Annotated in this window: 21 protein-coding genes; 18 read left to right on the forward strand and 3 right to left on the reverse strand. The window is 68.7% G+C overall.

Annotated features, from left to right (window positions below):
• The first annotated feature begins 15 nt into the window (after window positions 1–15).
• The 14 genes from OG589_RS39165 to OG589_RS39230 all read left to right on the forward strand — a co-directional run bounded on the left by OG589_RS39165 (window position 16) and on the right by OG589_RS39230 (window position 16,114).
• Entirely contained in the window at window positions 16–567 is a 552-nt protein-coding gene (locus OG589_RS39165; RefSeq protein WP_262842214.1) for an NADH-quinone oxidoreductase subunit B family protein, read from the forward strand.
• On the forward strand, window positions 564–1,241 hold the full coding sequence (locus tag OG589_RS39170) for an NADH-quinone oxidoreductase subunit C (RefSeq protein WP_405143636.1): 678 nt from the start codon (window positions 564–566) through the stop codon (window positions 1,239–1,241). Before OG589_RS39165 ends, OG589_RS39170 begins: the two co-directional genes overlap by 4 nt.
• Window positions 1,238–2,590, forward strand: coding sequence for an NADH-quinone oxidoreductase subunit D (locus OG589_RS39175; protein ID WP_405143637.1), 1,353 nt, complete (start codon window positions 1,238–1,240; stop codon window positions 2,588–2,590). Before OG589_RS39170 ends, OG589_RS39175 begins: the two co-directional genes overlap by 4 nt.
• Window positions 2,587–3,264 carry an NADH-quinone oxidoreductase subunit NuoE gene (gene nuoE / locus OG589_RS39180; RefSeq protein WP_405143638.1) on the forward strand — a complete coding sequence of 226 codons (678 nt, stop codon included), beginning with the start codon at window positions 2,587–2,589 and terminating at the stop codon, window positions 3,262–3,264. The genes OG589_RS39175 and nuoE overlap by 4 nt, the downstream gene beginning before the upstream one ends.
• On the forward strand, window positions 3,261–4,547 hold the full coding sequence (gene nuoF, locus OG589_RS39185; RefSeq protein ID WP_405143639.1) for an NADH-quinone oxidoreductase subunit NuoF: 1,287 nt from the start codon (window positions 3,261–3,263) through the stop codon (window positions 4,545–4,547). Before nuoE ends, nuoF begins: the two co-directional genes overlap by 4 nt.
• Entirely contained in the window at window positions 4,544–6,970 is a 2,427-nt protein-coding gene (locus OG589_RS39190) for an NADH-quinone oxidoreductase subunit G (protein WP_405143640.1), read from the forward strand. Before nuoF ends, OG589_RS39190 begins: the two co-directional genes overlap by 4 nt.
• Window positions 6,971–7,055: 85 nt before the next feature.
• Window positions 7,056–8,417 carry an NADH-quinone oxidoreductase subunit NuoH gene (nuoH, locus tag OG589_RS39195; RefSeq protein ID WP_405143642.1) on the forward strand — a complete coding sequence of 454 codons (1,362 nt, stop codon included), beginning with the start codon at window positions 7,056–7,058 and terminating at the stop codon, window positions 8,415–8,417.
• Complete coding sequence (gene nuoI / locus OG589_RS39200) at window positions 8,404–8,919, forward strand: NADH-quinone oxidoreductase subunit NuoI (RefSeq protein ID WP_358548424.1); 516 nt, start codon at window positions 8,404–8,406, stop codon at window positions 8,917–8,919. The genes nuoH and nuoI overlap by 14 nt, the downstream gene beginning before the upstream one ends.
• The gene (locus OG589_RS39205; protein ID WP_405143644.1) at window positions 8,912–9,811 is read left to right on the forward strand and encodes an NADH-quinone oxidoreductase subunit J; all 900 of its coding nucleotides are present in this window, start codon (window positions 8,912–8,914) and stop codon (window positions 9,809–9,811) included. Before nuoI ends, OG589_RS39205 begins: the two co-directional genes overlap by 8 nt.
• Window positions 9,808–10,104 (forward strand): NADH-quinone oxidoreductase subunit NuoK, encoded by a 297-nt coding sequence (gene nuoK, locus OG589_RS39210; RefSeq protein ID WP_189165194.1) that lies wholly within the window; start codon window positions 9,808–9,810, stop codon window positions 10,102–10,104. The genes OG589_RS39205 and nuoK overlap by 4 nt, the downstream gene beginning before the upstream one ends.
• Window positions 10,105–10,113: 9 nt before the next feature.
• On the forward strand, window positions 10,114–12,021 hold the full coding sequence (nuoL, locus tag OG589_RS39215; protein WP_405143646.1) for an NADH-quinone oxidoreductase subunit L: 1,908 nt from the start codon (window positions 10,114–10,116) through the stop codon (window positions 12,019–12,021).
• The gene (locus OG589_RS39220) at window positions 12,021–13,550 is read left to right on the forward strand and encodes an NADH-quinone oxidoreductase subunit M (protein ID WP_405143648.1); all 1,530 of its coding nucleotides are present in this window, start codon (window positions 12,021–12,023) and stop codon (window positions 13,548–13,550) included. The genes nuoL and OG589_RS39220 overlap by 1 nt, the downstream gene beginning before the upstream one ends.
• Window positions 13,547–15,106, forward strand: coding sequence for an NADH-quinone oxidoreductase subunit NuoN (nuoN, locus tag OG589_RS39225; RefSeq protein WP_405143650.1), 1,560 nt, complete (start codon window positions 13,547–13,549; stop codon window positions 15,104–15,106). The genes OG589_RS39220 and nuoN overlap by 4 nt, the downstream gene beginning before the upstream one ends.
• Before the next feature lie 12 nt (window positions 15,107–15,118).
• Window positions 15,119–16,114 carry a polyprenyl synthetase family protein gene (locus tag OG589_RS39230; protein ID WP_405143651.1) on the forward strand — a complete coding sequence of 332 codons (996 nt, stop codon included), beginning with the start codon at window positions 15,119–15,121 and terminating at the stop codon, window positions 16,112–16,114.
• Window positions 16,115–16,125: 11 nt separating this feature from the next.
• Here OG589_RS39230 and OG589_RS39235 read toward each other — a convergent pair whose 3' ends face one another.
• Window positions 16,126–17,094, reverse strand: coding sequence for an LLM class flavin-dependent oxidoreductase (locus tag OG589_RS39235; protein ID WP_405143652.1), 969 nt, complete (start codon window positions 17,092–17,094; stop codon window positions 16,126–16,128).
• A 125-nt stretch (window positions 17,095–17,219) separates the two neighbouring features.
• Window positions 17,220–18,137, reverse strand: a complete 918-nt coding sequence (gene rarD / locus OG589_RS39240; protein ID WP_405143654.1) for an EamA family transporter RarD — start codon at window positions 18,135–18,137, stop codon at window positions 17,220–17,222.
• Between the two features lie 138 nt (window positions 18,138–18,275).
• Between rarD and msrA the strand changes: the two genes are divergently transcribed.
• Window positions 18,276–18,938: a peptide-methionine (S)-S-oxide reductase MsrA gene (msrA, locus tag OG589_RS39245; RefSeq protein WP_405143655.1), complete on the forward strand. Its 663-nt coding sequence runs from the start codon at window positions 18,276–18,278 to the stop codon at window positions 18,936–18,938.
• Window positions 18,939–19,137: 199 nt separating this feature from the next.
• On the opposite strand, the gene OG589_RS39250 is transcribed toward msrA, so the two are convergent.
• A complete protein-coding gene (locus OG589_RS39250) occupies window positions 19,138–19,536 on the reverse strand; it encodes a VOC family protein (protein ID WP_405143656.1) in 399 nt (132 codons plus the stop codon).
• Window positions 19,537–19,629: 93 nt separating this feature from the next.
• Between OG589_RS39250 and OG589_RS39255 the strand changes: the two genes are divergently transcribed.
• From OG589_RS39255 to OG589_RS39265, 3 genes are all read left to right on the forward strand, one after another.
• Complete coding sequence (locus OG589_RS39255) at window positions 19,630–20,649, forward strand: helix-turn-helix transcriptional regulator (RefSeq protein ID WP_405143657.1); 1,020 nt, start codon at window positions 19,630–19,632, stop codon at window positions 20,647–20,649.
• A 156-nt stretch (window positions 20,650–20,805) separates the two neighbouring features.
• Window positions 20,806–21,117 (forward strand): hypothetical protein, encoded by a 312-nt coding sequence (locus OG589_RS39260; protein WP_405143658.1) that lies wholly within the window; start codon window positions 20,806–20,808, stop codon window positions 21,115–21,117.
• A 2-nt stretch (window positions 21,118–21,119) separates the two neighbouring features.
• On the forward strand, window positions 21,120–21,638 hold the full coding sequence (locus OG589_RS39265) for a type II toxin-antitoxin system RelE/ParE family toxin (protein ID WP_405143659.1): 519 nt from the start codon (window positions 21,120–21,122) through the stop codon (window positions 21,636–21,638).
• The last annotated feature ends 118 nt before the right edge of the window (window positions 21,639–21,756 follow it).

Genomic DNA, 21,756 nt, shown 5'->3' on the forward strand with positions numbered 1-21,756 from the left:
AGAGGAAGCACTGAGATGGGTCTCGAAGAGAAACTGCCCAGCGGATTCGTCCTGTCCACCGTGGAACAGGCGGCCGGATGGGCGCGCAAGAACTCCGTCTGGCCGGCCACGTTCGGCCTGGCCTGCTGTGCCATCGAGCTGATGGCCACCGGCGGTCCCAACCATGACCTGGCCAGGTTCGGCATGGAGCGCGCGTCCGCGTCCCCCCGCCAGGCCGACCTCATGATCGTGGCGGGCCGGCTCTCGCAGAAGATGGCGCCGGTGCTGCGCCAGATCTACGACCAGATGGCCGAGCCCAAGTGGGTCATCGCCATGGGCGTCTGCGCCTCCAGCGGTGGCATGTTCAACAACTACGCGATCGTGCAGGGCGTCGACCACGTCGTGCCGGTGGACATCTACCTGCCCGGCTGCCCGCCGCGTCCCGAGATGCTCATCGACGCCATCGTCAAGCTGCACGACAAGATCCAGAACATGAAGTTCGGCGCGCACCGCGCCAAGCAGATCGACGAGCTGGAGCTGCAGGCTCTCCGGTCGCTTCCGCTCATCGACCAGGGGACCTCGAAATGAGCACTGACAACCTTCCCGGGGTGCCGGAGGAGCCGGTAGCCCGCCTTGGCATGTTCGGCGTCACCGACTCCGGCGACACCTCCGGCTACGGACGGCTCGTCGTGCGCCGCCCGCCGAAGCTGTCGAGCGCCAAGCCGTACGGCGGCTACTTCGACGAGGTCGCCGACGGGCTCGAGCGCGTGACGGGCGACGCCTACACCACCATGGTCGAGCGCGTGGTCGTCGATCGCGGCGAGCTGACCCTGCACGTCGCCCGCGAGCACCTGGTCGAGGTCATGCGCCACCTGCGCGACCACGCCGACCTGCGCTTCGAGCTGTCGCTCGGCGTCTCGGGCGTGCACTACCCCGAGGAGACCGGCGGAGAGCTGCACGCGGTCTACCACCTGTGCTCGATCACCCACAACCGGCGCGTCCGGGTCGAGGTCGCCTGCCCGGACTCCGATCCGCACGTCCCGTCCACGGTGTCGGTCTACCCGACCCACGACTGGCACGAACGCGAGGCCTACGACTTCTTCGGCATCGTCTTCGACGGCCATCCGGCGCTCACGCGCATCGAGATGCCCGACGACTGGGAAGGCCACCCGCAGCGCAAGGACTACCCGCTCGGCGGCATCCCGGTGGAGTACCGCGGCGCCACCATCCCCGCGCCGGACCAGAGGAGGTCGTACGCATGACCGCCATCCACGACGGTGAGACGGCTCACACCGACCAGGACGCCACCGAGGGCCGGGTCTACAGCGTCAACGGCCAGGACTGGGACGAGGTCGTCGGCGCGGTCGCCGAGTCGTCGGAAGAGCGCCTGGTCATCAACATGGGCCCGCAGCACCCCTCCACCCACGGCGTGCTCAGGCTGGTGCTGACCCTCGACGGCGAGACCGTCACCGAGGCGCGCACGGTGATCGGCTATCTCCACACCGGCATCGAGAAGAACATGGAGTTCCGGACGTGGACCCAGGGGGTCACGTTCGTCACCCGCATGGACTACCTGTCGCCCATCTTCAACGAGGCGGCGTACTGCATGGCGGTGGAGAAGCTCCTCGGCATCACCGACCGGGTGCCGCTCCGCGCGCAGACCATCCGGGTCATGATGATGGAGCTCAACCGCATCTCCTCCCATCTGGTGGCCATCGCGACCTTCGGCCTTGAGCTCGGCGCCACCACGCCGATGCTCTTCGGCTTCCGCGAGCGCGAGCTGGTGCTCGACCTGTTCGAGTACATCACCGGCCTGCGCATGAACATGGCGTACGTCCGGCCGGGCGGCGTGTCGGTCGACCTGCCCGCGGGTGCGGTCGACAAGATCGGTGAGTTCCTCAAGATCATGCCGGGGCGCATCAAGGAGATGCGCAAGCTGCTCGACGAGAACCCCGCGTACACCCGGCGCACCAAGGACGTCGCCTACCTCGACCTCACCGGCTGCATGGCACTCGGCATCACCGGGCCCATGCTGCGGGCGGCGGGCCTTCCGTGGGACCTTCGCAAGTCGCAGCCCTACAGCGGTTACGAGACCTACGACTTCGACGTGCCGACCGAGACCTCCTGCGACGTCTACGGCCGCTACCTCGTCCGGGTGGCCGAGATGGAGGAGTCGCTCAAGATCATCGGCCAGTGCCTCGACCGGCTCTCCGGCTCCGAGCTCAAGGGCAAGCCGGTCATGATCGAGGACAAGAAGATCGGCTGGCCGTCGCAGCTCGCGCTCGGGCCCGACGGGCTCGGCAACTCGCCCGATCACATCGCCCACATCATGAGCAGCTCGATGGAGGCGCTGATTCACCACTTCAAGCTGGTGACCGAGGGCTTCAGGGTGCCGGCGGGCCAGGCGTACGTCCCGGTCGAGTCGCCGCGCGGCGAGCTGGGCGCGCACGTCGTGAGCGACGGGGGCACCCGCCCCTTCCGCGTACACTTCCGCGACCCCTCGTTCACGAACCTGCAGGCGGTGCCCGCTACCTGCGAAGGCGGCATGATTGCCGACGTCATCGCCGCGGTCGCATCGATCGACCCGGTCATGGGAGGTGTGGACCGGTGACGACCTACTCGCCGGAAGTCCGCGAGCGTCTCGAACGCGACGCGAAAGAGATCATCGGGCGCTACCCGAAGACCCGGTCGGCGCTGCTGCCCCTGCTGCACCTCGTGCAGTCGGAGGACGGCTACGTCTCCGACGCGGGGCAGGAGTTCTGCGCCGAGATGCTGGGCCTCACCAAGGCCGAGGTCGTGGGCGTCTCGACGTTCTACACGATGTACAAGCGCAAGCCCGCGGGTGAGTATCACGTGGGCGTCTGCATCAACTCGCTGTGCGCGATCATGGGCGGCGACCAGATCTGGGACGAGCTCTCCGAGCACGTCGGCCTCGGCAACGGCGACACCAGCACCGACGGCAAGGTCTCGCTGGAGCGCATCGAGTGCAACGCGGCCTGCGACTTCGCCCCGGTCATGATGGTCAACTGGGAGTTCTTCGACAACCAGACCCCCGACTCCGCCAAGCAGCTCGTCGACGACCTGCGCGCCGGCAAGGAGATCGCGCCGACCCGCGGCCCGGGGCGCCTCTGCTCGTTCAAGGAGGCCTCGCGCGTGCTCGCGGGCCTGCCCGACGGCCTGGCCGGCGACGGCCCCTCGGCCGCCGGCCCCTCGGTCGAGGGCCTCAAGATCGCCAAGGCGAACGGCTGGACGGCGCCGGCGCCTTCGAAGGGGGCCTCCGAATGACGACTCTGACTCCGGTCCTCACCGCGAACTGGGATCGGGCGGACTCGTTCACCCTCCAGGGATACGGCGAGTACGAATCCGCCAAGAAGGCGCTCGGGATGGACCCCGACGCCATCATCAAGGCGGTCAAGGACTCCGGCCTGCGCGGCCGTGGCGGCGCGGGCTTCCCGACCGGCATGAAGTGGGGCTTCATCCCCCAGGGCGACGGCAAGGCGCACTACCTCGTCGTCAACGCCGACGAGTCCGAGCCGGGCACCTGCAAGGACATCCCGCTCATGATGGCCAACCCCCACTCGCTGGTGGAGGGCGTCATCATCACGGCGTACGCGATCAGGGCCAACCAGGCCTTCATCTACATCCGCGGCGAGGTGCTGCACGTCGTCCGCCGGGTGCAGGCGGCCGTCGCCGAGGCGTACGAGAAGGGCTATCTCGGCACGGACATCCTCGGGTCGGGCTACGACCTGGAGCTGGTCGTGCACAGCGGCGCCGGCGCCTACATCTGCGGCGAGGAGACGGCGCTGCTCGACTCGCTGGAGGGCTACAGAGGTCAACCTCGGCTCAAGCCCCCCTTCCCCGCCGTCGCGGGCCTTTACGCGTGCCCCACTGTCATCAACAACGTCGAGTCGGTCGCGAGCGTTCCCAGCATCATCGGGAACGGCGCCGACTGGTTCGCCTCGATGGGCACCGAGAAGTCCAAGGGCTTCGGCATCTTCTCGCTGAGCGGCCACGTCACCAGGCCAGGCCAGTACGAGGCGCCGCTCGGCATCACCCTGCGCGAGCTGCTCGACATGGCCGGCGGGGTCCGGGCGGGCCACCGGCTGAAGTTCTGGACGCCGGGCGGGTCCTCCACCCCGATCTTCACAGACGAGCACCTGGACGTCCCGCTCGACTTCGAGTCGGTCGGCGCCAAGGGCTCGATGCTCGGCACCCGGGCGCTGCAGATCTTCGACGAGACGACCTGCGTCGTCCGCGCGGTGCTGCGGTGGACCGAGTTCTACGCCCACGAGTCCTGCGGCAAGTGCACCCCCTGCCGGGAGGGCACCTACTGGCTCAAGCAGGTGCTCCGGCGGCTCGAGAAGGGCCAGGGCACCGAAGAGGACCTCACCACGATCACGGACATCGCGGACAACATCCTGGGCCGGTCGTTCTGCGCCCTCGGTGACGGCGCGACCAGCCCGATCCATTCGTCGGTGAAGCACTTCCGGGACGAATACCTCAAGCACTTCGAGATCGGCGGATGTCCGTTCGATCCCGCCGCATCAACTGTGTGGGGTAAGGCATGACAGTACAGACGACCCCGGCAGGACCGGTCGAGCAGCCGGTGGACATGGTGACCCTCACCGTCGACGGCTTCCAGGTCAGCGTTCCGAAGGGGACTTTGATCATCCGGGCGGCCGAGCTGCTGGGCATCCAGATCCCGAGGTTCTGCGACCACCCGCTGCTGGAGCCCGCAGCCAACTGCCGGCAGTGCCTGGTCGACATCACGGACGCCGGCAACGGCCGGGGCTTCCCGAAGCCGCAGCCGTCCTGCGCCATCGAGGTCGCCGAGGGCATGGTCATCCAGACCCAGCTCACCTCGCCGGTCGCCGAGAAGGCCCAGCGGGGCGCCATGGAGATGCTGCTCCTGAACCACCCGCTCGACTGCCCGGTCTGCGACAAGGGCGGCGAGTGCCCCCTGCAGAACCAGGCCATGTCGAACGGCCAGGGCGAGTCCCGCTTCCAGGAGACCAAGCGCACCTTCGAGAAGCCCATCCCGCTCTCGACCGAGGTGCTGCTCGACCGCGAGCGCTGCATCCAGTGCGCCCGCTGCATCCGCTTCGCGGACGAGATCGCGGGCGACCCGCTGATCGAGTTCTTCGAGCGGGGCGCCTCCGAGCAGGTGGGCGTCGCGAACGGCGAGCCGTTCGAGTCGTACTTCTCCGGCAACACCGTGCAGATCTGCCCGGTGGGCGCGCTCACCGGCGCCGCCTACCGCTTCAAGTCACGGCCGTTCGACCTGGTCTCCACGCAGAGTGCCTGCGAGCACTGCGCGAGCGGCTGCGAGCTGCGCACCGACCACCGGCGCGGCAAGGTCACCCGGCGCCTCGCCGGAGACGACCCGCAGGTCAACGAGGAGTGGAACTGCGACAAGGGCCGCTGGGCCTTCGCGTACGCCACCCAGCCCGACCGCCTGCAGTCCCCGCTCGTCCGAGACGAGAGCGGCTACCTGCGGCCCGCGTCCTGGCCGGAGGCGCTGACCGCCGCCGCCGAGGGGCTCGCGAAGGCCAGGGGCAAGGCCGGCGTGCTGGTCGGCGGGCGGGTGACCGTCGAGGACGCCTACGCGTACTCCAAGTTCGCCCGCATCGCGCTCGGCACCAACGACATCGACTTCCGCTCCCGCCCGCTGTCGGAGGAGGAGACGGCCTTCCTCGCCCACGCGGTGGCGGGCAAGGGCATCGAGGTCTCCTACGCCGACCTCGAGAAGGCCCCGGCCGTGCTGCTCGCCGGGTTCGAGCCCGAGGAGGAGTCGCCGATCGTCTTCCTGCGGCTCCGCAAGGCCTGGCGCAAGCGCGGTCTCAAGGTCTTCTCGCTCGCGCCGTTCGCCGGCGCGGGTCTCGCCAAGATGGGCGGCGAGCTGATCCGCACGCTTCCCGGCGCTGAGGCCGAGGCGCTCGGCGACCTGATCTCCGGGTCCTCCCCGGTCACCGACGCGCTCGCGCAACCCGGCACGATCATCCTGGTGGGCGAGCGGCTCGCCGCCTCCCGCGGCGCGCTCTCCGCCGTCCTGCGGCTGAGCGCCACCTCGGGCGCGCGCCTGGCCTGGGTGCCCCGCCGGGCCGGTGAGCGCGGCGCGATCGAGGCCGGCGCGCTGCCGAACCTCCTTCCCATCGGCCGCCCGGCCGCCGACGAGGCGGCTCGCGCCGAGGTCGCCCGCGCCTGGAACGTCTCGGGGCTCCCCGGCGCCGCCGGACGCGACACCTCCGCGATCCTCACCGCCGCGCTGACGGGCGAGCTGGACGCCCTGGTCATCGGGGGCGTCGACCCCTACGACCTGGCCGACCCCGAGGCGGCCCTCGCGGCCCTCGAGAACACGCCGTTCATCGTCTCGCTGGAGATGCGCGCCAGCGCGGTCACCGACCGTGCCGACGTGGTGCTGCCCGTCGCGGCGGTCTCGGAGAAGAGCGGCACGTTCGTCGACTGGGAGGGCCGTGGCCGCTCGTTCGAGCAGGCCATCGAGGTCCCCGGCGTGCTGAGCGACCTGCGCGCGATCGCCGCGATCAGCGACTACATGGACGTGCATCTGGGCCTGCCCGACGCCGCCGCCGCCCGCCGCGAGCTCGCGGCGCTCGGCGCCTGGCGCGGCTCCCGGTCCAACGGTCCGAGCGTGAGCGGCGGCACCCACGCCGACCCCAGGGCCGGTGAGGCCGTCCTCGCGACCTGGCACCTCCTGCTGGACTCCGGGCGCCTGCAGGACGGCGAGCCGTACCTCGCGGGCACGGGGCGCGCCGTCGAGGCGCTGCTCTCCGAGGCCACGGCGGCGGAGATCGGCGCGCTCGACGGTAAGGTCACGATCACCACGGAGGGCGGCACGGTCACGCTGCCCGCGCGGGTGGCCGACCTGCCCGACCGCGTGGTCTGGGTGCCGTCCAACTCGGCCGGCTGCTCGGTCACCCGTGACCTGCGCGCCGTGGCCGGCGACGTCGTCAAGATCGGGAGCGCCTCATGACTGGGAGCGAATCCTACGCGGTGAGCGGAGCGGTCGGCTTGGCACGAGCCGCCCGCGAAGCGAATGAGAAGTGGTGAGCGACCAAATGACACAGGCAGCCCTTCTGGTCGCCGATCCGGCCGGGCCCACCCTGGCGGACTTCGGCAAGGATCCCCTGTGGATCTCCATCATCAAGGCCGTCTTCATCTTCGTCTTCCTGATGCTGGGCGTGCTGTTCGGCGTGTGGACCGAGCGCAAGCTCATCTCGCGCATGCAGCACCGCTACGGCCCCAACCGCGCGGGCAAGTTCGGCCTGCTGCAGTCGGTGGCCGACGGCATCAAGATGGGGCTGAAGGAGGACATCCTCCCGAGGACCGTCGACAAGCTGGTCTACATCCTGGCGCCGATCATCATCGCGGTGCCGGCCTTCCTGTCGTACTCCATCATCCCGTTCGGGCCGATGGTGTCGATGTTCGGCGTGCGGACCCCGCTGCAGCTCACCGACCTGCCCGTCGCGGTGCTGGTGGTCCTCGCCATGGCCTCGATCGGCGTCTACGGCATCGTGCTCGCGGGCTGGGGCTCGCGCTCGCCGTACGCCGTGCTGGGCGGCCTGCGCTCGACGGCCCAGGTCATCTCGTACGAGATCGCGATGGGTCTGTCGTTCGTGGCGGTGTTCCTGTTCGCGGGCACGCTGTCCACCTCCGAGATCGTGGCCAAGCAGGCCTCCGGCGGCACCTGGGACGCCTTCGGGCTCTCCATCCCGCTCCCGTCCTGGTACGCCATCCTGCTGATCCCGTCGTTCCTGATCTACGTGATCACGATGCTCGGCGAGACGAACCGCGTGCCGTTCGACCTTCCCGAGGGCGAGGGTGAGCTGGTCGGCGGCTTCCACACCGAGTACTCCTCGTCGCTGAAGTTCGCGATGTTCATGCTGGCCGAGTACGCCAACGTGTTCACGGTGTCGGGCCTGTGCATCACGCTCTTCTTCGGCGGCTGGCGCGCTCCGTGGCCGATCTCGCTGTGGGACGGCGCGAACGTCGGCTGGTGGCCGATGTTGTGGTTCTTCATCAAGCTCGCGCTGGTGTTCGCGTTCTTCATCTGGGTGCGCGCGTCGCTGCCACGTATCCGGTACGACCAGCTCATGGCCTTCGGCTGGAAGGTCCTCATCCCGCTCAACCTCGGCTGGATCCTGCTGGTCGCCACCGTCCGGGCCACCCGGGTCGCCGGCGAGCAGAGAACCTTGGTGCTGGTGATCGCGGCGATCGTCGTCGTCGGAATCCTCGCGATCTACTTCCGCTTCGACACGGTCAACCAGCGCCGCAGAGAGGCCAGGGCCGCCGAGGTCGAGGCGGAGTTCGAGCAGCTGCGCGAGGAGCCCGCCGCCGGTGGGTTCCCAGTTCCGGCGTTGGACCTGCCGCACTACCACGGCGTCAACGGACGCAAGGAGGTCCCCAGTGGGACTAACTGATTTCCTGAATCCCGTAAAGGGCTTCGGCGTCACCTTCCACCACATGTTCAAGAAGCCTGTGACGGTCAACTACCCCGAGGAGAAGCGGCCCACCGCGCCTCGGTTCCACGGCCGCCACCAGCTGAACCGCTGGCCGGACGGCCTGGAGAAGTGCGTCGGGTGCGAGCTCTGCGCCTGGGCCTGCCCGGCGGACGCGATCTTCGTGGAAGGTGCCGACAACACCGACGAGGAGCGCTACTCCCCGGGTGAGCGGTACGGCCGGACGTACCAGATCAACTATCTGCGCTGCATCCTGTGCGGACTGTGCATCGAGGCGTGCCCGACACGCGCGCTCACGATGACCAACGAGTACGAGCTCGCGGACTCCAGTCGTGAGAGCCTCATCTACACCAAGGAGATGCTGCTCGCGCCGCTGGGTCCTGGCATGGAAGCGCCGCCGCACTCCATGCGCCTCGGCGAGACCGAAGAGGACTACTACCGGTTGGGCCGTAGCAATGGGTGAAACCATCACGTTCTGGGTGCTGGCGGTCGTCTCGGTGGCCGCGGCGTTCGGACTCGTCTTCAGCCGCAAGGCGGTGTACTCCGCGCTCATGCTGGGCGTGGTGATGCTCTCGCTGGCCGTGCTCTACGCCGTGCAGGACGCCCCGTTCCTCGCCGTGGTGCAGATCATCGTCTACACCGGCGCGGTCATGATGCTGTTCCTGTTCGTGCTGATGCTGGTCGGCGTCGACTCCTCTGACTCCCTGGTGGAGACGATCAAGGGTCAGCGCTTCTGGGCGGTCATCGCGGGCCTCGGCTTCGCGGTGCTCCTGGCGGCCGGCATCGGCAACGCGGTCGTCGGCGACCCGGTCGGGCTGGCCTCGGCGGTCAAGGCCGACGGAGGCAACGTCCCCGCGCTGGCCCACCTGATCTTCACCCGTTATGTCTTCGCGTTCGAGGTCACCTCCGCGCTGCTCATCACCGCCGCGCTCGGCGCGATGGTGCTGGCGCACCGCGAGCGCAGCACGCCGAAGGCGTCCCAGAAGGAGCTGTCGCGCGCGCGCTTCCTCGGCGGGCACCCCGGCACGCTTCCCGGGCCCGGCACCTACGCGCGGCACAACGCGATCGACATGCCCGCGCTGCTGCCGGACGGCACGGTCTCCGAGCTCTCCGTCAACCGGTTCATCGCCCGGCACGACGTCGAGGACGGCCGGCTGCCGGAGAACCCGAGGCTCGCCCAGGCGATCAGGAACGTCGCCGCGGGCTCTGGCCGCACCGAGAAGCCGAAGGTCGTCCAGGCCGTCGCCGAGAAGCCCGAGGGTTCCCTCGAGGGCTCCCCCGAGGCGGAGGAGAAGCCGAAGGTCGTCCAGACCGCCGGCACCGCCGACGGCCCCGTCCAGGAGGAAGGCAAGTGACCACCCACTACCTGGTGCTCTCCGCGCTGCTGTTCGCCATCGGCGGTGTCGGTGTGCTCGTACGCCGTAACGCCATTGTCGTGTTCATGTGCGTGGAGCTCATGCTCAACGCCTGCAACCTGGCTTTCGTCACGTTCGCCAGGCAGCACGGCAACCTCGAAGGCCAGATCATCGCGTTCTTCGTGATGATCGTGGCCGCCGCCGAGGTCGTCGTGGGTCTCGCGATCATCGTGACGATCTTCCGAACCCGCAGGTCCGCGTCGGTGGACGACGCCAACCTGCTGAAGTACTAAGAGGTGGCCGTGGAACCCGCTGAGATCGTCCAGCACTCCGGTGGAGTGATCGGCGTCTCCTGGCTGACGATCGTCCTGCCCCTGCTGGGCGCCGCGATCCTGCTGCTGGGCGGCCGTCGTACCGACCGCTGGGGCCACTTCCTCGGCGTCGCCATGTCGCTGGCGTCGTTCGTGGTCGCCGTGCTCGTCTTCTTCGAGCTGATCGGCCTCGGGGCCGACCAGCGCCGCCGTGTGGTGGAGCTTTACGACTTCCTGCCCGGCGGCACGATCGACGTCAAGATGGGCCTGCTGCTGGACCCGCTGTCGATCTCGTTCGCCCTGCTGATCACCGGTGTCGGATCGCTGATCCACATCTACTCCATCGGCTACATGGCGCACGACCCGAACCGGCGGCGGTTCTTCGCCTACCTGAACCTCTTCATCGCGGCGATGCTCCTGCTGGTGCTGGCCGACAACTACCTCGGCCTCTACATCGGCTGGGAGGGCGTGGGTCTCGCGTCCTACCTGCTGATCGGCTTCTGGCAGCACAAGCCGTCGGCCGCCGCGGCGGCCAAGAAGGCGTTCGTCGTCAACCGCGTCGGTGACATGGGCCTCGCGCTCGGCATCTTCGTGATCTTCACGACGTTCGGCACCGTGGCCTTCGGCCCGGTCTTCTCGCACGCCTCGGAGGCGTCGCAGGGCACGCTGACGCTGATCGGCCTCGCACTGCTGCTCGGCGCGTGCGGCAAGTCGGCCCAGCTCCCGCTGCAGTCCTGGCTGCTGGACGCGATGGAGGGCCCGACCCCGGTCTCGGCCCTCATCCACGCGGCCACCATGGTCACCGCCGGGGTCTACCTCGTGGTCCGCTCCGGCGCGATCTTCGAGGGGGCGCCGACCGCGCAGCTCGTCGTGACGATCGTCGGCGTGGCCACGCTGCTGGCCGGTGCGATCATCGGTACCGCCAAGGACGACATCAAGAAGGGCCTGGCCGGCTCGACGATGTCGCAGATCGGCTACATGATGCTCGCCGCGGGCCTCGGCCCGGTCGGGTACGCCTTCGCCATCGCCCACCTGATCGCGCACGGCTTCTTCAAGGCCTCGATGTTCCTCGGCGCCGGCTCGGTCATGCACGCGATGAACGACGAGGTCGACATGCGCAAGTACGGGGGCCTGGCCTCCGTCATGAAGACCACGTGGATCACCTTCGGGCTCGGCTACCTGGCGATCATCGGCTTCCCGCTGCTGTCCGGTTACTGGACCAAGGACGGCATCATCGAGACGGCGATGCACCACAACCCGATCCTCGGCTGGCTGGCCGTGATCGGCGCGGGCATCACCGGCTTCTACATGTCGCGCATGTTCTTCATGACCTTCCACGGCCAGCGGCGCTGGGAGAAGGACGCCCACCCGCACGAGTCGCCCGCCGTGATGACCTGGCCGCTGATCATCCTGTCGATCGGCTCGGTCTTCGGAGGCGCGTACCTGATCACGGGGAACCGCTTCATGGAGTTCCTCCAGCCCGCCGTCGGCGCGCCGGCCACCGAGCCGGAGTTCGCCCCGTTCAGCGTCACCGGCCTGGTGACCCTGGCGCTGGTCGCGGTCGGCGTGGCGTACGCGTGGATGAAGTACGGCAGGGCCGAGGTCCCCGCGGTCGCCCCGCGCGGATCGTTCCTCACCACCTTCGCCCGTCGTGACCTGTACGGCGACGCCCTCAACGAGGCGCTGTTCATGCGCCCCGGCCAGTGGCTGACCCGGCTCGCGGTGTTCTTCGACAACCGCGGCGTCGACGGCCTGGTGAACGGCCTGGCGGCGATGATCGGCGGCACGTCCGGCCGCGTGCGCCGGGTGCAGACCGGTTTCGTCCGGTCGTACGCCTTGTCGATATTCTTCGGTGCCGCCCTTCTGGTCGGCGCATGGTTCGTCGTAGGGAACCTGTGATGCCCTGGCTCTCAATCCTGATGGGCGTGCCCGTGGTGGGCGCGCTGGCGGTGGCGGCGGTGCCCAAGGGCAACGACAAGCTCGCCAAGCAGCTCACGCTCGCGGTCTCGCTCGTCGTGCTGGTGCTCACGCTGATCATGGCGTCCCAGTTCGACCCGTCCGGGCGTCGCGACCAGTTCAGCGAGGTGTACGACTGGATCCCGTCGTTCGGGGTCCACTACGCGGTCGCCGTCGACGGCATCGCGCTCGTGCTGATCGCGCTGGCGGTGGTGCTGGTGCCGATCGTCGTGCTGGCCTCCTGGCACGACGCCGACCGGCCTGAGGCCAAGCGGTCGGTCAAGACGTACTTCGCACTGATCCTGGTGCTGGAGGCGATGATGATCGGCGTCTTCGCGGCGACCGACATCTTCCTCTTCTACGTCTTCTTCGAAGCGATGCTGATCCCGATGTACTTCATGATCGGGTCCTACGGCGGAGCCCAGCGGTCGTACGCGGCCGTCAAGTTCCTGCTGTACTCGCTGTTCGGCGGCCTGCTCATGCTGGTGGCCGTGATCGCGCTCTACTTCGTCGCCGACAAGGGCACGTTCCTGCAGCCCGAGCTGATCGGGGTCATCAAGGACCCGAACACGCAGAAGTGGCTGTTCCTCGGCTTCTTCATCGCGTTCGCGGTCAAGGCGCCGCTCTGGCCGTTCCACACCTGGCTCCCCGACGCCGCCGCCCAGGCGCCCGCCGGGGCGGCCGTGCTGCTCGTCGGCGTGCTGGACAAGGTCGGCACGTACGGCATGCTCCGCTTCTGCCTGGAGCTGTTCCCGGACGCCGCCAAGTTCTTCACCCCGCTGGTGATCGCGCTGAGCGTGATCGGCATCGTGTACGGCGCGATCGTCGCCATTGGGCAGACCGACATGAAGCGGCTCATCGCCTACACGTCGATCTCGCACTTCGGCTTCATCACGATGGGCGTCTTCGCCATGACCGCCGACGCCGGCTCGGGCGCCACGCTGTACATGGTGAACCACGGCTTCTCGACGGGCGCGCTGTTCCTGCTCGCGGGCTTCCTGATCAACCGCAGAGGGTCGCAGTACATCGCGGACTACGGAGGCGTGCAGAAGGTCGCCCCCGTGCTGGCGGGCACCTTCCTGGTCGCCGGCCTGTCGTCCCTGTCGCTGCCCGGCCTGTCGACGTTCGTGAGCGAGTTCCTGGTGCTGATCGGCACCTACGAGCGGTACGTCGTCCCGAGCATCATCGCCCTGTCGGGCATGGTCCTCGCGGCCGTCTACATCCTTTGGATGTACCAGCGGATGATGACCGGCCCGACGGCCGAGAAGGTCCGCGGCATCACCGACCTGAACCTCCGCGAGAAGTTCGTGGTCGCGCCGCTGCTCGCGCTGCTCATCGGCTTCGGGTTCTTCCCCAAGCCGCTGCTCGACGTGATCAACCCGGCGGTCCACCACACCCTCACCAGCGTGCAGGCGCCGCAGTTCACCCCCGCCATACCCGCCACCGCTGAGAAGAAGGGGGCAGGCCAGTGAGCACGCTCGCCGCCGTCACCATTGAGGCGCCGAAGATCGAATACGGGCAGCTCGCCCCGATGCTCATCGTCTTCGGCGCGGCGATCGCCGGTGTCCTCGTCGAGGCCTTCACACCGCGCTACCTGCGCAAGTCGATCCAGATGCCCATCACGATCCTGTCGATGATCGGCGCGTTCGCGCTGACCGTCTGGGAGGGCTTCCAGGGCGTGCGCAACGCCGCCGCCATGGGCGCGGTGGCCGTGGACGGGCCGTCGCTGTTCATCTGGGGCGCCATCCTCCTGCTCGCGATCGTCAGCGTGCTGCTGATCAACGACGACGACCACTTCGTGGCGCAGGCCGCTGCCGTGCCCGGCAGCGCCGAGGAGGACCGGGCGATCGCCGAGGGCGGTGCGCACACCGAGATCTACCCGCTGGTGCTCTTCGCGGTCGGCGGCATGATGCTCTTCCCCGCATCGAACGACCTGCTGATCATGTTCGTGGCCCTTGAGGTCATGTCGCTGCCGCTGTACCTGCTGTGCGGCCTCGCCCGCCGTCGCCGCCTGCTCTCGCAGGAGGCGGCGATGAAGTACTTCCTGCTCGGCGCCTTCTCCTCGGCGTTCTTCCTGTACGGCACGGCCCTTCTGTACGGCTTCGCCGGATCGGTCGACCTCGGGGCCATCGAGAAGGCCCTCAGCACCGTGGGCGGCCAGGACAGCCTGCTGTACATGGGCGCCGCGCTGGTGGGCGTCGGCCTCCTGTTCAAGATCGGCGCGGCTCCGTTCCAGGCCTGGAAGCCCGACGTGTACCAGGGCGCACCGACCCCCATCACCGCGCTGATGGCCTCGGGCACGCTGATCGCCGCGTTCGGCGCGCTGCTGCGGGTCTTCTGGGTCGCGCTCGGTAACCTCGACACCGAGTGGATCCCGGTGCTGTGGGCCGTGGCCATCCTCACGATGGTCATCGGCGCGATCCTCGCGATCACCCAGACCGATATCAAGCGCATGCTCGCCTACTCGTCGATCGCGCACACCGGTTTCCTGCTGACCGCCGTGGTGGCGACCGGCAATGAGGCGCAGAACGCCAGCGCGCTCGCGGGCATCCTGTTCTACCTGGTCGCCTACGGCTTCGCCACGGTCGGCGCCTTCGCCGTCGTCACGATGATCCGGGACGCCGGCGGCGAGGCGGGGCACCTGTCCCGCTGGGCCGGCCTCGGCAAGCGATCACCCGTCCTCGCGGGCATCTTCGCGCTCTTCCTGCTCGCCTTCGCCGGCATCCCGCTGACGTCCGGCTTCTTCGGGAAGTACGCGGTGTTCGCCGCGGCCGTCTCCGGCGGGGCGGTGGGGCTGGTCATCGTGGGTGTGGTGACGTCCGCGATGGCGGCGTTCTTCTACGTCCGCGTGATCGTCCTGATGTTCTTCAGCGACCCGGCCCCCGAGGGACCGACCATCGCCATGCCGAGCATGGGCACCGCGGCGGTCGTCACGCTTTCCGCGGCGGCTACGGTAGTGCTCGGGGTCTTCCCGCAGCCCGTGCTCGACCTCGCGCACACGGCTGCGCAGTCGCTGTTCGTCCGTTAGGAGTAATGGTTCATGGCCGCGCCGCCCGTAGTCGACCTGCCTTTCATCGACGAAGGGCTGGCAGCGGATATCGCCAGTGGCCTCGACGCCGTCGAGAAGCTGCTCCGCGCGTCAGCCGACAGCGAGGACGCCTTCGTGGCCGAGGCGTCCAAGCACCTCATCGAGGCCGGCGGCAAGCGCTTCCGGGCGATGATCGTGCTTCTGGCCTCGCACTTCGGTGACTCCACCGCCCCCGGCATCGTGCCGGGGGCCGTGGTGATCGAACTCACCCACCTCGCGACGCTCTACCACGACGACGTCATGGACGAGGCCCGGGTGCGCCGGGGCTCCCCGTCCGCCAACGCCCGGTGGGACAACACGGTCGCCATCCTCACGGGCGACTACCTCTTCGCCCAGGCCTCGGAGATCCTCGCCGACCTCGGGCCCGAGCTGGTCCGCATCCAGGCGCAGACCTTCTCCCGGCTCGTCCGGGGGCAGATCCGCGAGACCATCGGCCCTCGGCCCGGCGTGGACGCTGTCACGCACTACATCGACGTGCTGGCCGACAAGACCGGCTCGCTGATCGCCACCTCTGGCCGTTTCGGCGGCATGCTCGCCGGGGCGTCCCCCGAGGTCGTCGAGCGTCTCACCAGCGCCTGCGAGGCCATCGGCGTGGCCTGGCAGCTCGGGGACGACCTGCTGGACGTCGCCTCGTCGGCGGGGGAGAGCGGCAAGACCCCCGGCACCGACCTGCGTGAGGGCATCCGCACGCTCCCCGTCCTGTACGTGCTCGAGTCCTCGGCGCCGGAGGACGGGCGGCTGCGGCAGCTTCTCTCGGGGCCCGTCGCGGCTGAGGACATCGAGGAGGCCGTGGAGCTGCTCCGGGGCAACCCCGCCATGATCCGCGCCCGCGCCGAGCTGATGTCGTGGGTCGAGCGGGCGCGCGGCGACCTCGCGGCGCTACCCGACATCCCCGCCAGGGCGGCCCTGCTGGCCCTCTGCGACTACGTGGCCGACCGCTCCGGCTGACCCTGCGGGTCTCAGGTGCCCGCGAGCAGTTCCACGACGGGGGCGAGCCGGTCGGCGAACATCGCGTTCACCGTGATGTAGGAGATCTGGTGGGTGTCCCTGCGGCGGAGCAGGCGGTCGGCCATCTGGCGCGGTGATCCGTTGAGCACGGCGATCGAGTCCTCGGGGACGTCTGGGCCCATCTGCTGTGCCAGCCATGGGGGCACCTCGTCACCGACCACGTGGATGCCGGTGCTGAGCTCCAGGGCGTCGAAGTCGTCACTCGCCTGCCGGATCAGGCGTACGTGCTCGGCCAGGCCGTCCTCGGGGGTGGAGGGTGGGAGTCCCAGGGCGACGGTGTCGGCGTTCCTGGCGGCGAAGCCCATCATGCGGGCCCCAGAGGCCGCGATCAGCAGGCGAGGGGCCGGCCCGGCGGCGGCACCAGGCCCCTTGGCAGTCGCCTCGCTGCGAGCCATGGCTTTGGGCTCGCTGGGACCCTCGGCTGTGGGCCCGCTCGGACCTGTGGTTTCGGGCTCGCTCGGACCTGTGGTTTTGGGCTCGCTCGGACCTGTGGTTTTGGGCCCGCTTGGACCCGGCCACTTCCTCGTCTGGTGGATCACGTCTTCGAGCTGCCTGATCCGCTGGTCGGGCGAGCCGAACGGCACGCCAAGCCGGGCCGCGTCCTCTCGCGCGTGCGGCCGTCCGGCGCCGAGCCCGAGCTCGAACCGGCCGCCCGACAGCAGGCTCAGCCCGGCGACCTCCCACGCGAGCTGGGCGGGCCGCCGGTACGGGGCCGCGAGGACGAATGTGCCCAGCCCGATCGACGTGGTGGCGGCGGCCGCCGCGCTCAGCGAGAGCAGCGGGGGGAGCGTGTTGAGCGTGTCCGGCGTGAGAAAGGTCGCGTACCCGAGGTCCTCGGCGTGGCGTACGAGCCCGATCCACTGACCGGCGTCTCCCGCCATCCCCGCGACGACCCCGAAGCGAAAGAGGCGATCTGCCATCTTTACCCCCTTGGTTCCCGTCGATGCTCTCGCCTCTGGCAGGCACCGTCGTCAGCCGGCCGGCGGGGTCCCTCGTACGGCCGAGGAGGTATGCGCGGTCCGCCGGATACGTCCGGCGACGTAGCTCAGACGGTTTCGAGGGCGCGAGTCCCGCTGGCGGCGCGCCGGACGGTGTGGGCGTTGTGCAGCCCTTCCCAGCTGAAGACGGCCAGGGCGAGCCAGATGATCGTGAAACCGGCCCAGCGGCTGGGCGGCATGGTCTCGTGGGCCACCAGCACACCGCAGAGGAACTGCAGGATGGGCGCGATGTACTGCAGAAGCCCGATCACCGTGAGCGGTACGCGGATCGCGGCGGCGGTGAAGCACATGAGCGGGACCGCCGTCACCAGACCCGCGCCCACCAGCAGCGCGGCCTGGCCGAGCCCCTCGTTGCCGAAGGTGGAGGTCCCCTGGGCCTGCAGGAACACCAGATACGCCAGGGCCGGCAGCAGCAGGACCAGGGTCTCCACCGTCAGGCTCTCGGCCGCTCCCACGTTGGCGGACTTCTTGATCAGGCCGTACGTCCCGAAGCTGACCGCGAGCACCAGGGCGATCCACGGCGGCCGGCCGTAGTCCACGGTCAGGACGACGACGGCGAGGGCGCCGAGCCCCACCGCCACCCATTGCCACCGGCGCAGCCGCTCCCGGAAGATCATCACGCCGAACAGCACGCTCACCAGAGGGTTGATGAAGTACCCGAGCGCGCTCTCGACCACATGGCCGGCGTTCACCGCGTAGATGTAGACGCCCCAGTTCACCGAGACGACCACGGCGGCGAGGGTGAGCAGGAGCAGCTTTCTGGGCTGCCCGGCGAGCTCGCGGAACCAGGACCAGTGGCGCCTCACGGCCAGCACGGCAATGACCGCCACCAGCGACCAGACCATGCGGTGAGCAAGGATCTCCACCGCCCCGGAAGGCTTGAGCAGCGGCCAGTAGAGGGGGAAGAGGCCCCACATGGCATAGGCGGCGATGCCGTACAAGACCCCACGGCGCGAATCAGGCATGTAGCCCATTTTCACTGCTGACAGCCTTTACCACAAATAAGTAGGTCTTTGTCCTCTCTTAAGCGATGCTTACCTGAGGAACAACGGGGACGGCCCAGTGGTTGGGCTCTCTGCAAGGCTGTCTGACGGAGGTGCGCGATGGGCTGGCTCTTCGGCAAGAACAAGACTTCAATGGTGACCGCGGACGAGGCGCTCCCCGGACGTACGGCGACGATGCCCGTGCCCGCGCGGCACGCGGTGCTCGACGCGACGCTCGCCGGGCCGTACCCCGAGGGGACCGAGATCGCCGAGTTCGGGCTCGGCTGTTTCTGGGGCGCCGAGCGCAAGTTCTGGCAGACCCCGGGCGTCGTGTCCACGTCGGTCGGCTACCAGGGTGGCCACACCCCGAACCCGACATACGAGGAAGTGTGCACCGGGCTCACCGGCCACACCGAGGTCGTCCGCGTCGTCTTCGACCCCAGCAAGGTGTCGTACGAGGAACTCCTCAAGGTCTTCTGGGAGGCGCACGACCCCACGCAGGGCATGCGCCAGGGCAACGACGTCGGCACGCAGTACCGCTCGGCCATCTACACCCACGGCCCGGCCCAGGAGAAGTCCGCCCTCGCGTCCCGCGACGCGTACCAGCAGGTCCTCACCTCAGCCGGCTACGACCCCATCACCACAGAAATCACCCCAGCCCCCCACTTCTACTTCGCCGAGGACTATCACCAGCAGTACCTTTTTAAGGTGCCAAATGGGTATTGCGGCATCGGTGGCACTGGCGTCTCCTGCCCCGTCGGCCTGACCGCCGGTGAAGCCTGACGTGCGATGACTGGCTGATCCTGGCTCTTGGCCGCCCGGCTAACGGCTAACACCTCCCGCCCACCGAGGGTCCAGGCAGGCCAGCCCGATCTCGTTGAACTGGTTCTGCCCCCGCGCCTCCCGGGTCTATCCGATGTGATCTCCCCATCCGATCGGCACAGCGGACCCGCGCGACCGCCCGCAGGCCCCTGCCGCGTCGTCAGCGAGCGAACTTCTCGCGGGCGGCTGGGGTGACGGGGGTGAAGAAGTTGACGAGGTTGCCGTCGGGGTCACGCAGCAGGAGCGACCGGTTGCCCCAGGGCATTGTGGTGGGCTCGTTGACGAACTCCTCGACGAAGCCGGTCAGATTCTGATGCACACCGTCCACGTCGCCGACGAGGAACTCGATGATTACGGTGCGGTTGTCGGCAGGACGGGCAGCGCCAGGCGCGAAGAGCGGGACGGTGCGGGTGCTGCCGATCGCGAGGGTGCCGGAGGTAGTTCTGAGCTCGGCGAAGTCCTCGCTGTACCGACTGGCGCGCACTCCCGTGGCTCGCTCGTAGAAGTCGACGAGGCGTGCGACGTCGCCCGTGATGATGCGGATCGATACGAAGTCCATGGTGGTCTCCCTGGTTATGGGGCCGTTCTTCCATGGCAGGCTAGGACGAATACTGGACAGAAACCGCCCACTATTTGCACTAAGTTGTGTGACGTGGCTCGACCTACTCACCGCGTGCTCACGCTGTTGGAGCTCCTGCAGTCGGGCGGCATCCGGACGATGGCCGAGCTCGCCGACCGGCTCGGCGTCGACGAGCGCACCGTTCGGCGGTACGTGGACCACCTGGTCGACCTCGACGTGCCCGTCGAGTCGGTGCGCGGCCGCTACGGCGGGTATCGGCTCGCTCCCGGATACCGCCTGCCTCCGCTCATGCTGAGTGACGACGAAGCGCTCGCCGTGCTGCTCGGCCTGGTCGCCGGGCGCCGGACAGGGTTGATGACGATGATGGGTACGGCGAGCGAGACGGCAGCGGCCAAGATCCGACGGGTCCTGCCCGAGCGGCTCGCCCGCAGGCTCGACACCGTGCTCGAAACCCTCGCCTTCACGGCTCCGCCCGGCGAGTTCGCCACCCCGGAGACCGCGGTCCTGCTCTCCATCGCCGATGCTGTGCGCCATCACCGTCCGATCTCGATCAGGTACACCGCCGCCGACGGCCGGCGCAGCGAACGCACGCTGCATCCGTACGGCCTCGTCGCCCATTCGGGCCGGTGGTACGTCACGGGTGCGGATCCCGAGATCGGCGAGGATCGGATCTTCCGGCTGGATCGCATCGCGGATGCGAGGACCCTGCCAGGTTCGTTCGAGCCGCCCGCCGGGCTTGATCCGGCGCAGCGTGTTCTGTCGGGACTCGCCAAGGCTCCGTACCGGCATGAAGTGGTCCTGCGCATCCAGGGGACAGTCGAGCAGATCCGCGCCCGGCTTCCCGCGAGCATCGCGACTGTGGAGGAGCCCACGTCCGCGGGCGGCGCCGATCCCGAGACCGAGGGCTGGCTCCGCGTCGAGTTGCGAGCGGAGCGGCTCGACTGGTTGCCTCCGGTGCTCGCGTCGCTCGACCAGCCGTTCATCATCGAGCGACCGGACGACCTCCGCGACCTTGTCGCCGCGCTCGCGGAGCGGCTCGGGGCCTTCGCCCGCAGGGTTCCACCTGCGCCAGGCGCAGGTGTTGCCAAGTGAAGCGCTATCACCAGCACTACCTTTTTGAGGTGCCGAACGGCTACTGCGGCATCGGAGGCACCAACGTCAAGCTAGGTGACCCGTCCGAGTGGCTCGGCAATCGAGACCTCCGGTCCGGCGCTTGCCGTTCTGTATAGTTCTCTATATAGTTTTTGTATGACTGTTCTCCATGATGCGACCGAGCTCACGGTCACCGAGGCCGCGCAGCGCGGGGTGGCTCGTCTGGTGTCTGACGCGGAGCAGGGGACGGATCTGGTGGTGACCCGTCGGCATCAGCCGGTCGCAGCCGTCGTGAGCATGCGGCGTCTCAACGAGCTGGAAGAGGCCGCGGCCGATCTGCGTGACCTTGCGCTCGTTCTTGTACGGGCGGCGACCGACAGTGGGCGGCGGACGTCGATCGACGACGTCCTTTCCGCTTTCGGGCATACCCGTGAGTCGCTGGCCGCGCTCCCGGATGACGACGAGTAGCGGTGTCCGACGTCGTATTCACCGACCCGGCCGTTGATGATCTTCGCAGGATCGGTCCGGATGCCGTACCCAAGGTTCTGAAAAAGATCCTCCTGCTGCTGGAGAACCCCGAGGCCGGCTACCCGCTCGGCGGGGAGCTGACCGGATTCCGCAAGCTTGTCGTCGGCCGGAACACCTGGCGGGTCGTCTACCGGATCACCGACGACAAGGCGGTTGAGGTCTGCGAGATCTGGGCTGTCGGAGAAAGGGCCGACGCTGAGGTCTATGCCGAAGCCAAGGCGCGAGTCCGAGAGGCCGGCGGCTCGCGCCCCGATGTCGTCCGCCTCGGCGAGGTCATCGACCGGCTGGGAACCCTGACCGATCACATCCATGTCGAAAAGACATCTGTGCGAGAGCCGGTTCCTGACTGGCTCGCCGATCGGTTGATCTACACGGTAGGCATAGCCCGTGAGGACGTGGCGGCACTCGATCTGGAGAAAGCCGTCGATCTATGGACGGAGTTCCGCTCGGGGCAGCGTTAGCCCGTAGTCGTCCCTCACGGGCTGGGATGCGTACGCCGGGAGCCATTCGATGCTGGGCTACTGCGGCCTCGGCGGCACCAGCGTCAACCTAGGTGACCCGTCCCAGTGGGGCACCTGA

The organism is Sphaerisporangium sp. NBC_01403 (genome assembly GCF_045040145.1).
Taxonomy (GTDB): domain Bacteria; phylum Actinomycetota; class Actinomycetes; order Streptosporangiales; family Streptosporangiaceae; genus Sphaerisporangium; species Sphaerisporangium viridialbum.

Excerpts from the sequence above, each read along its gene's own strand:
- OG589_RS39165 (WP_262842214.1), top strand. The coding sequence starts at position 16 with ATGGGTCTCGAAGAGAAACTGCCCAGCGGATTCGTCCTGTCCACCGTG.
- OG589_RS39170 (WP_405143636.1), top strand. The coding sequence starts at position 564 with ATGAGCACTGACAACCTTCCCGGGGTGCCGGAGGAGCCGGTAGCCCGC.
- OG589_RS39175 (WP_405143637.1), top strand. The coding sequence starts at position 1,238 with ATGACCGCCATCCACGACGGTGAGACGGCTCACACCGACCAGGACGCC.
- nuoF (WP_405143639.1), top strand. The coding sequence starts at position 3,261 with ATGACGACTCTGACTCCGGTCCTCACCGCGAACTGGGATCGGGCGGAC.
- OG589_RS39190 (WP_405143640.1), top strand. The coding sequence starts at position 4,544 with ATGACAGTACAGACGACCCCGGCAGGACCGGTCGAGCAGCCGGTGGAC.
- nuoH (WP_405143642.1), top strand. The coding sequence starts at position 7,056 with ATGACACAGGCAGCCCTTCTGGTCGCCGATCCGGCCGGGCCCACCCTG.
- OG589_RS39205 (WP_405143644.1), top strand. The coding sequence starts at position 8,912 with ATGGGTGAAACCATCACGTTCTGGGTGCTGGCGGTCGTCTCGGTGGCC.
- OG589_RS39220 (WP_405143648.1), top strand. The coding sequence starts at position 12,021 with ATGCCCTGGCTCTCAATCCTGATGGGCGTGCCCGTGGTGGGCGCGCTG.
- OG589_RS39230 (WP_405143651.1), top strand. The coding sequence starts at position 15,119 with ATGGCCGCGCCGCCCGTAGTCGACCTGCCTTTCATCGACGAAGGGCTG.
- OG589_RS39235 (WP_405143652.1), bottom strand. The coding sequence starts at position 17,094 with ATGGCAGATCGCCTCTTTCGCTTCGGGGTCGTCGCGGGGATGGCGGGA.
- rarD (WP_405143654.1), bottom strand. The coding sequence starts at position 18,137 with ATGCCTGATTCGCGCCGTGGGGTCTTGTACGGCATCGCCGCCTATGCC.
- msrA (WP_405143655.1), top strand. The coding sequence starts at position 18,276 with ATGGGCTGGCTCTTCGGCAAGAACAAGACTTCAATGGTGACCGCGGAC.
- OG589_RS39250 (WP_405143656.1), bottom strand. The coding sequence starts at position 19,536 with ATGGACTTCGTATCGATCCGCATCATCACGGGCGACGTCGCACGCCTC.
- OG589_RS39260 (WP_405143658.1), top strand. The coding sequence starts at position 20,806 with ATGACTGTTCTCCATGATGCGACCGAGCTCACGGTCACCGAGGCCGCG.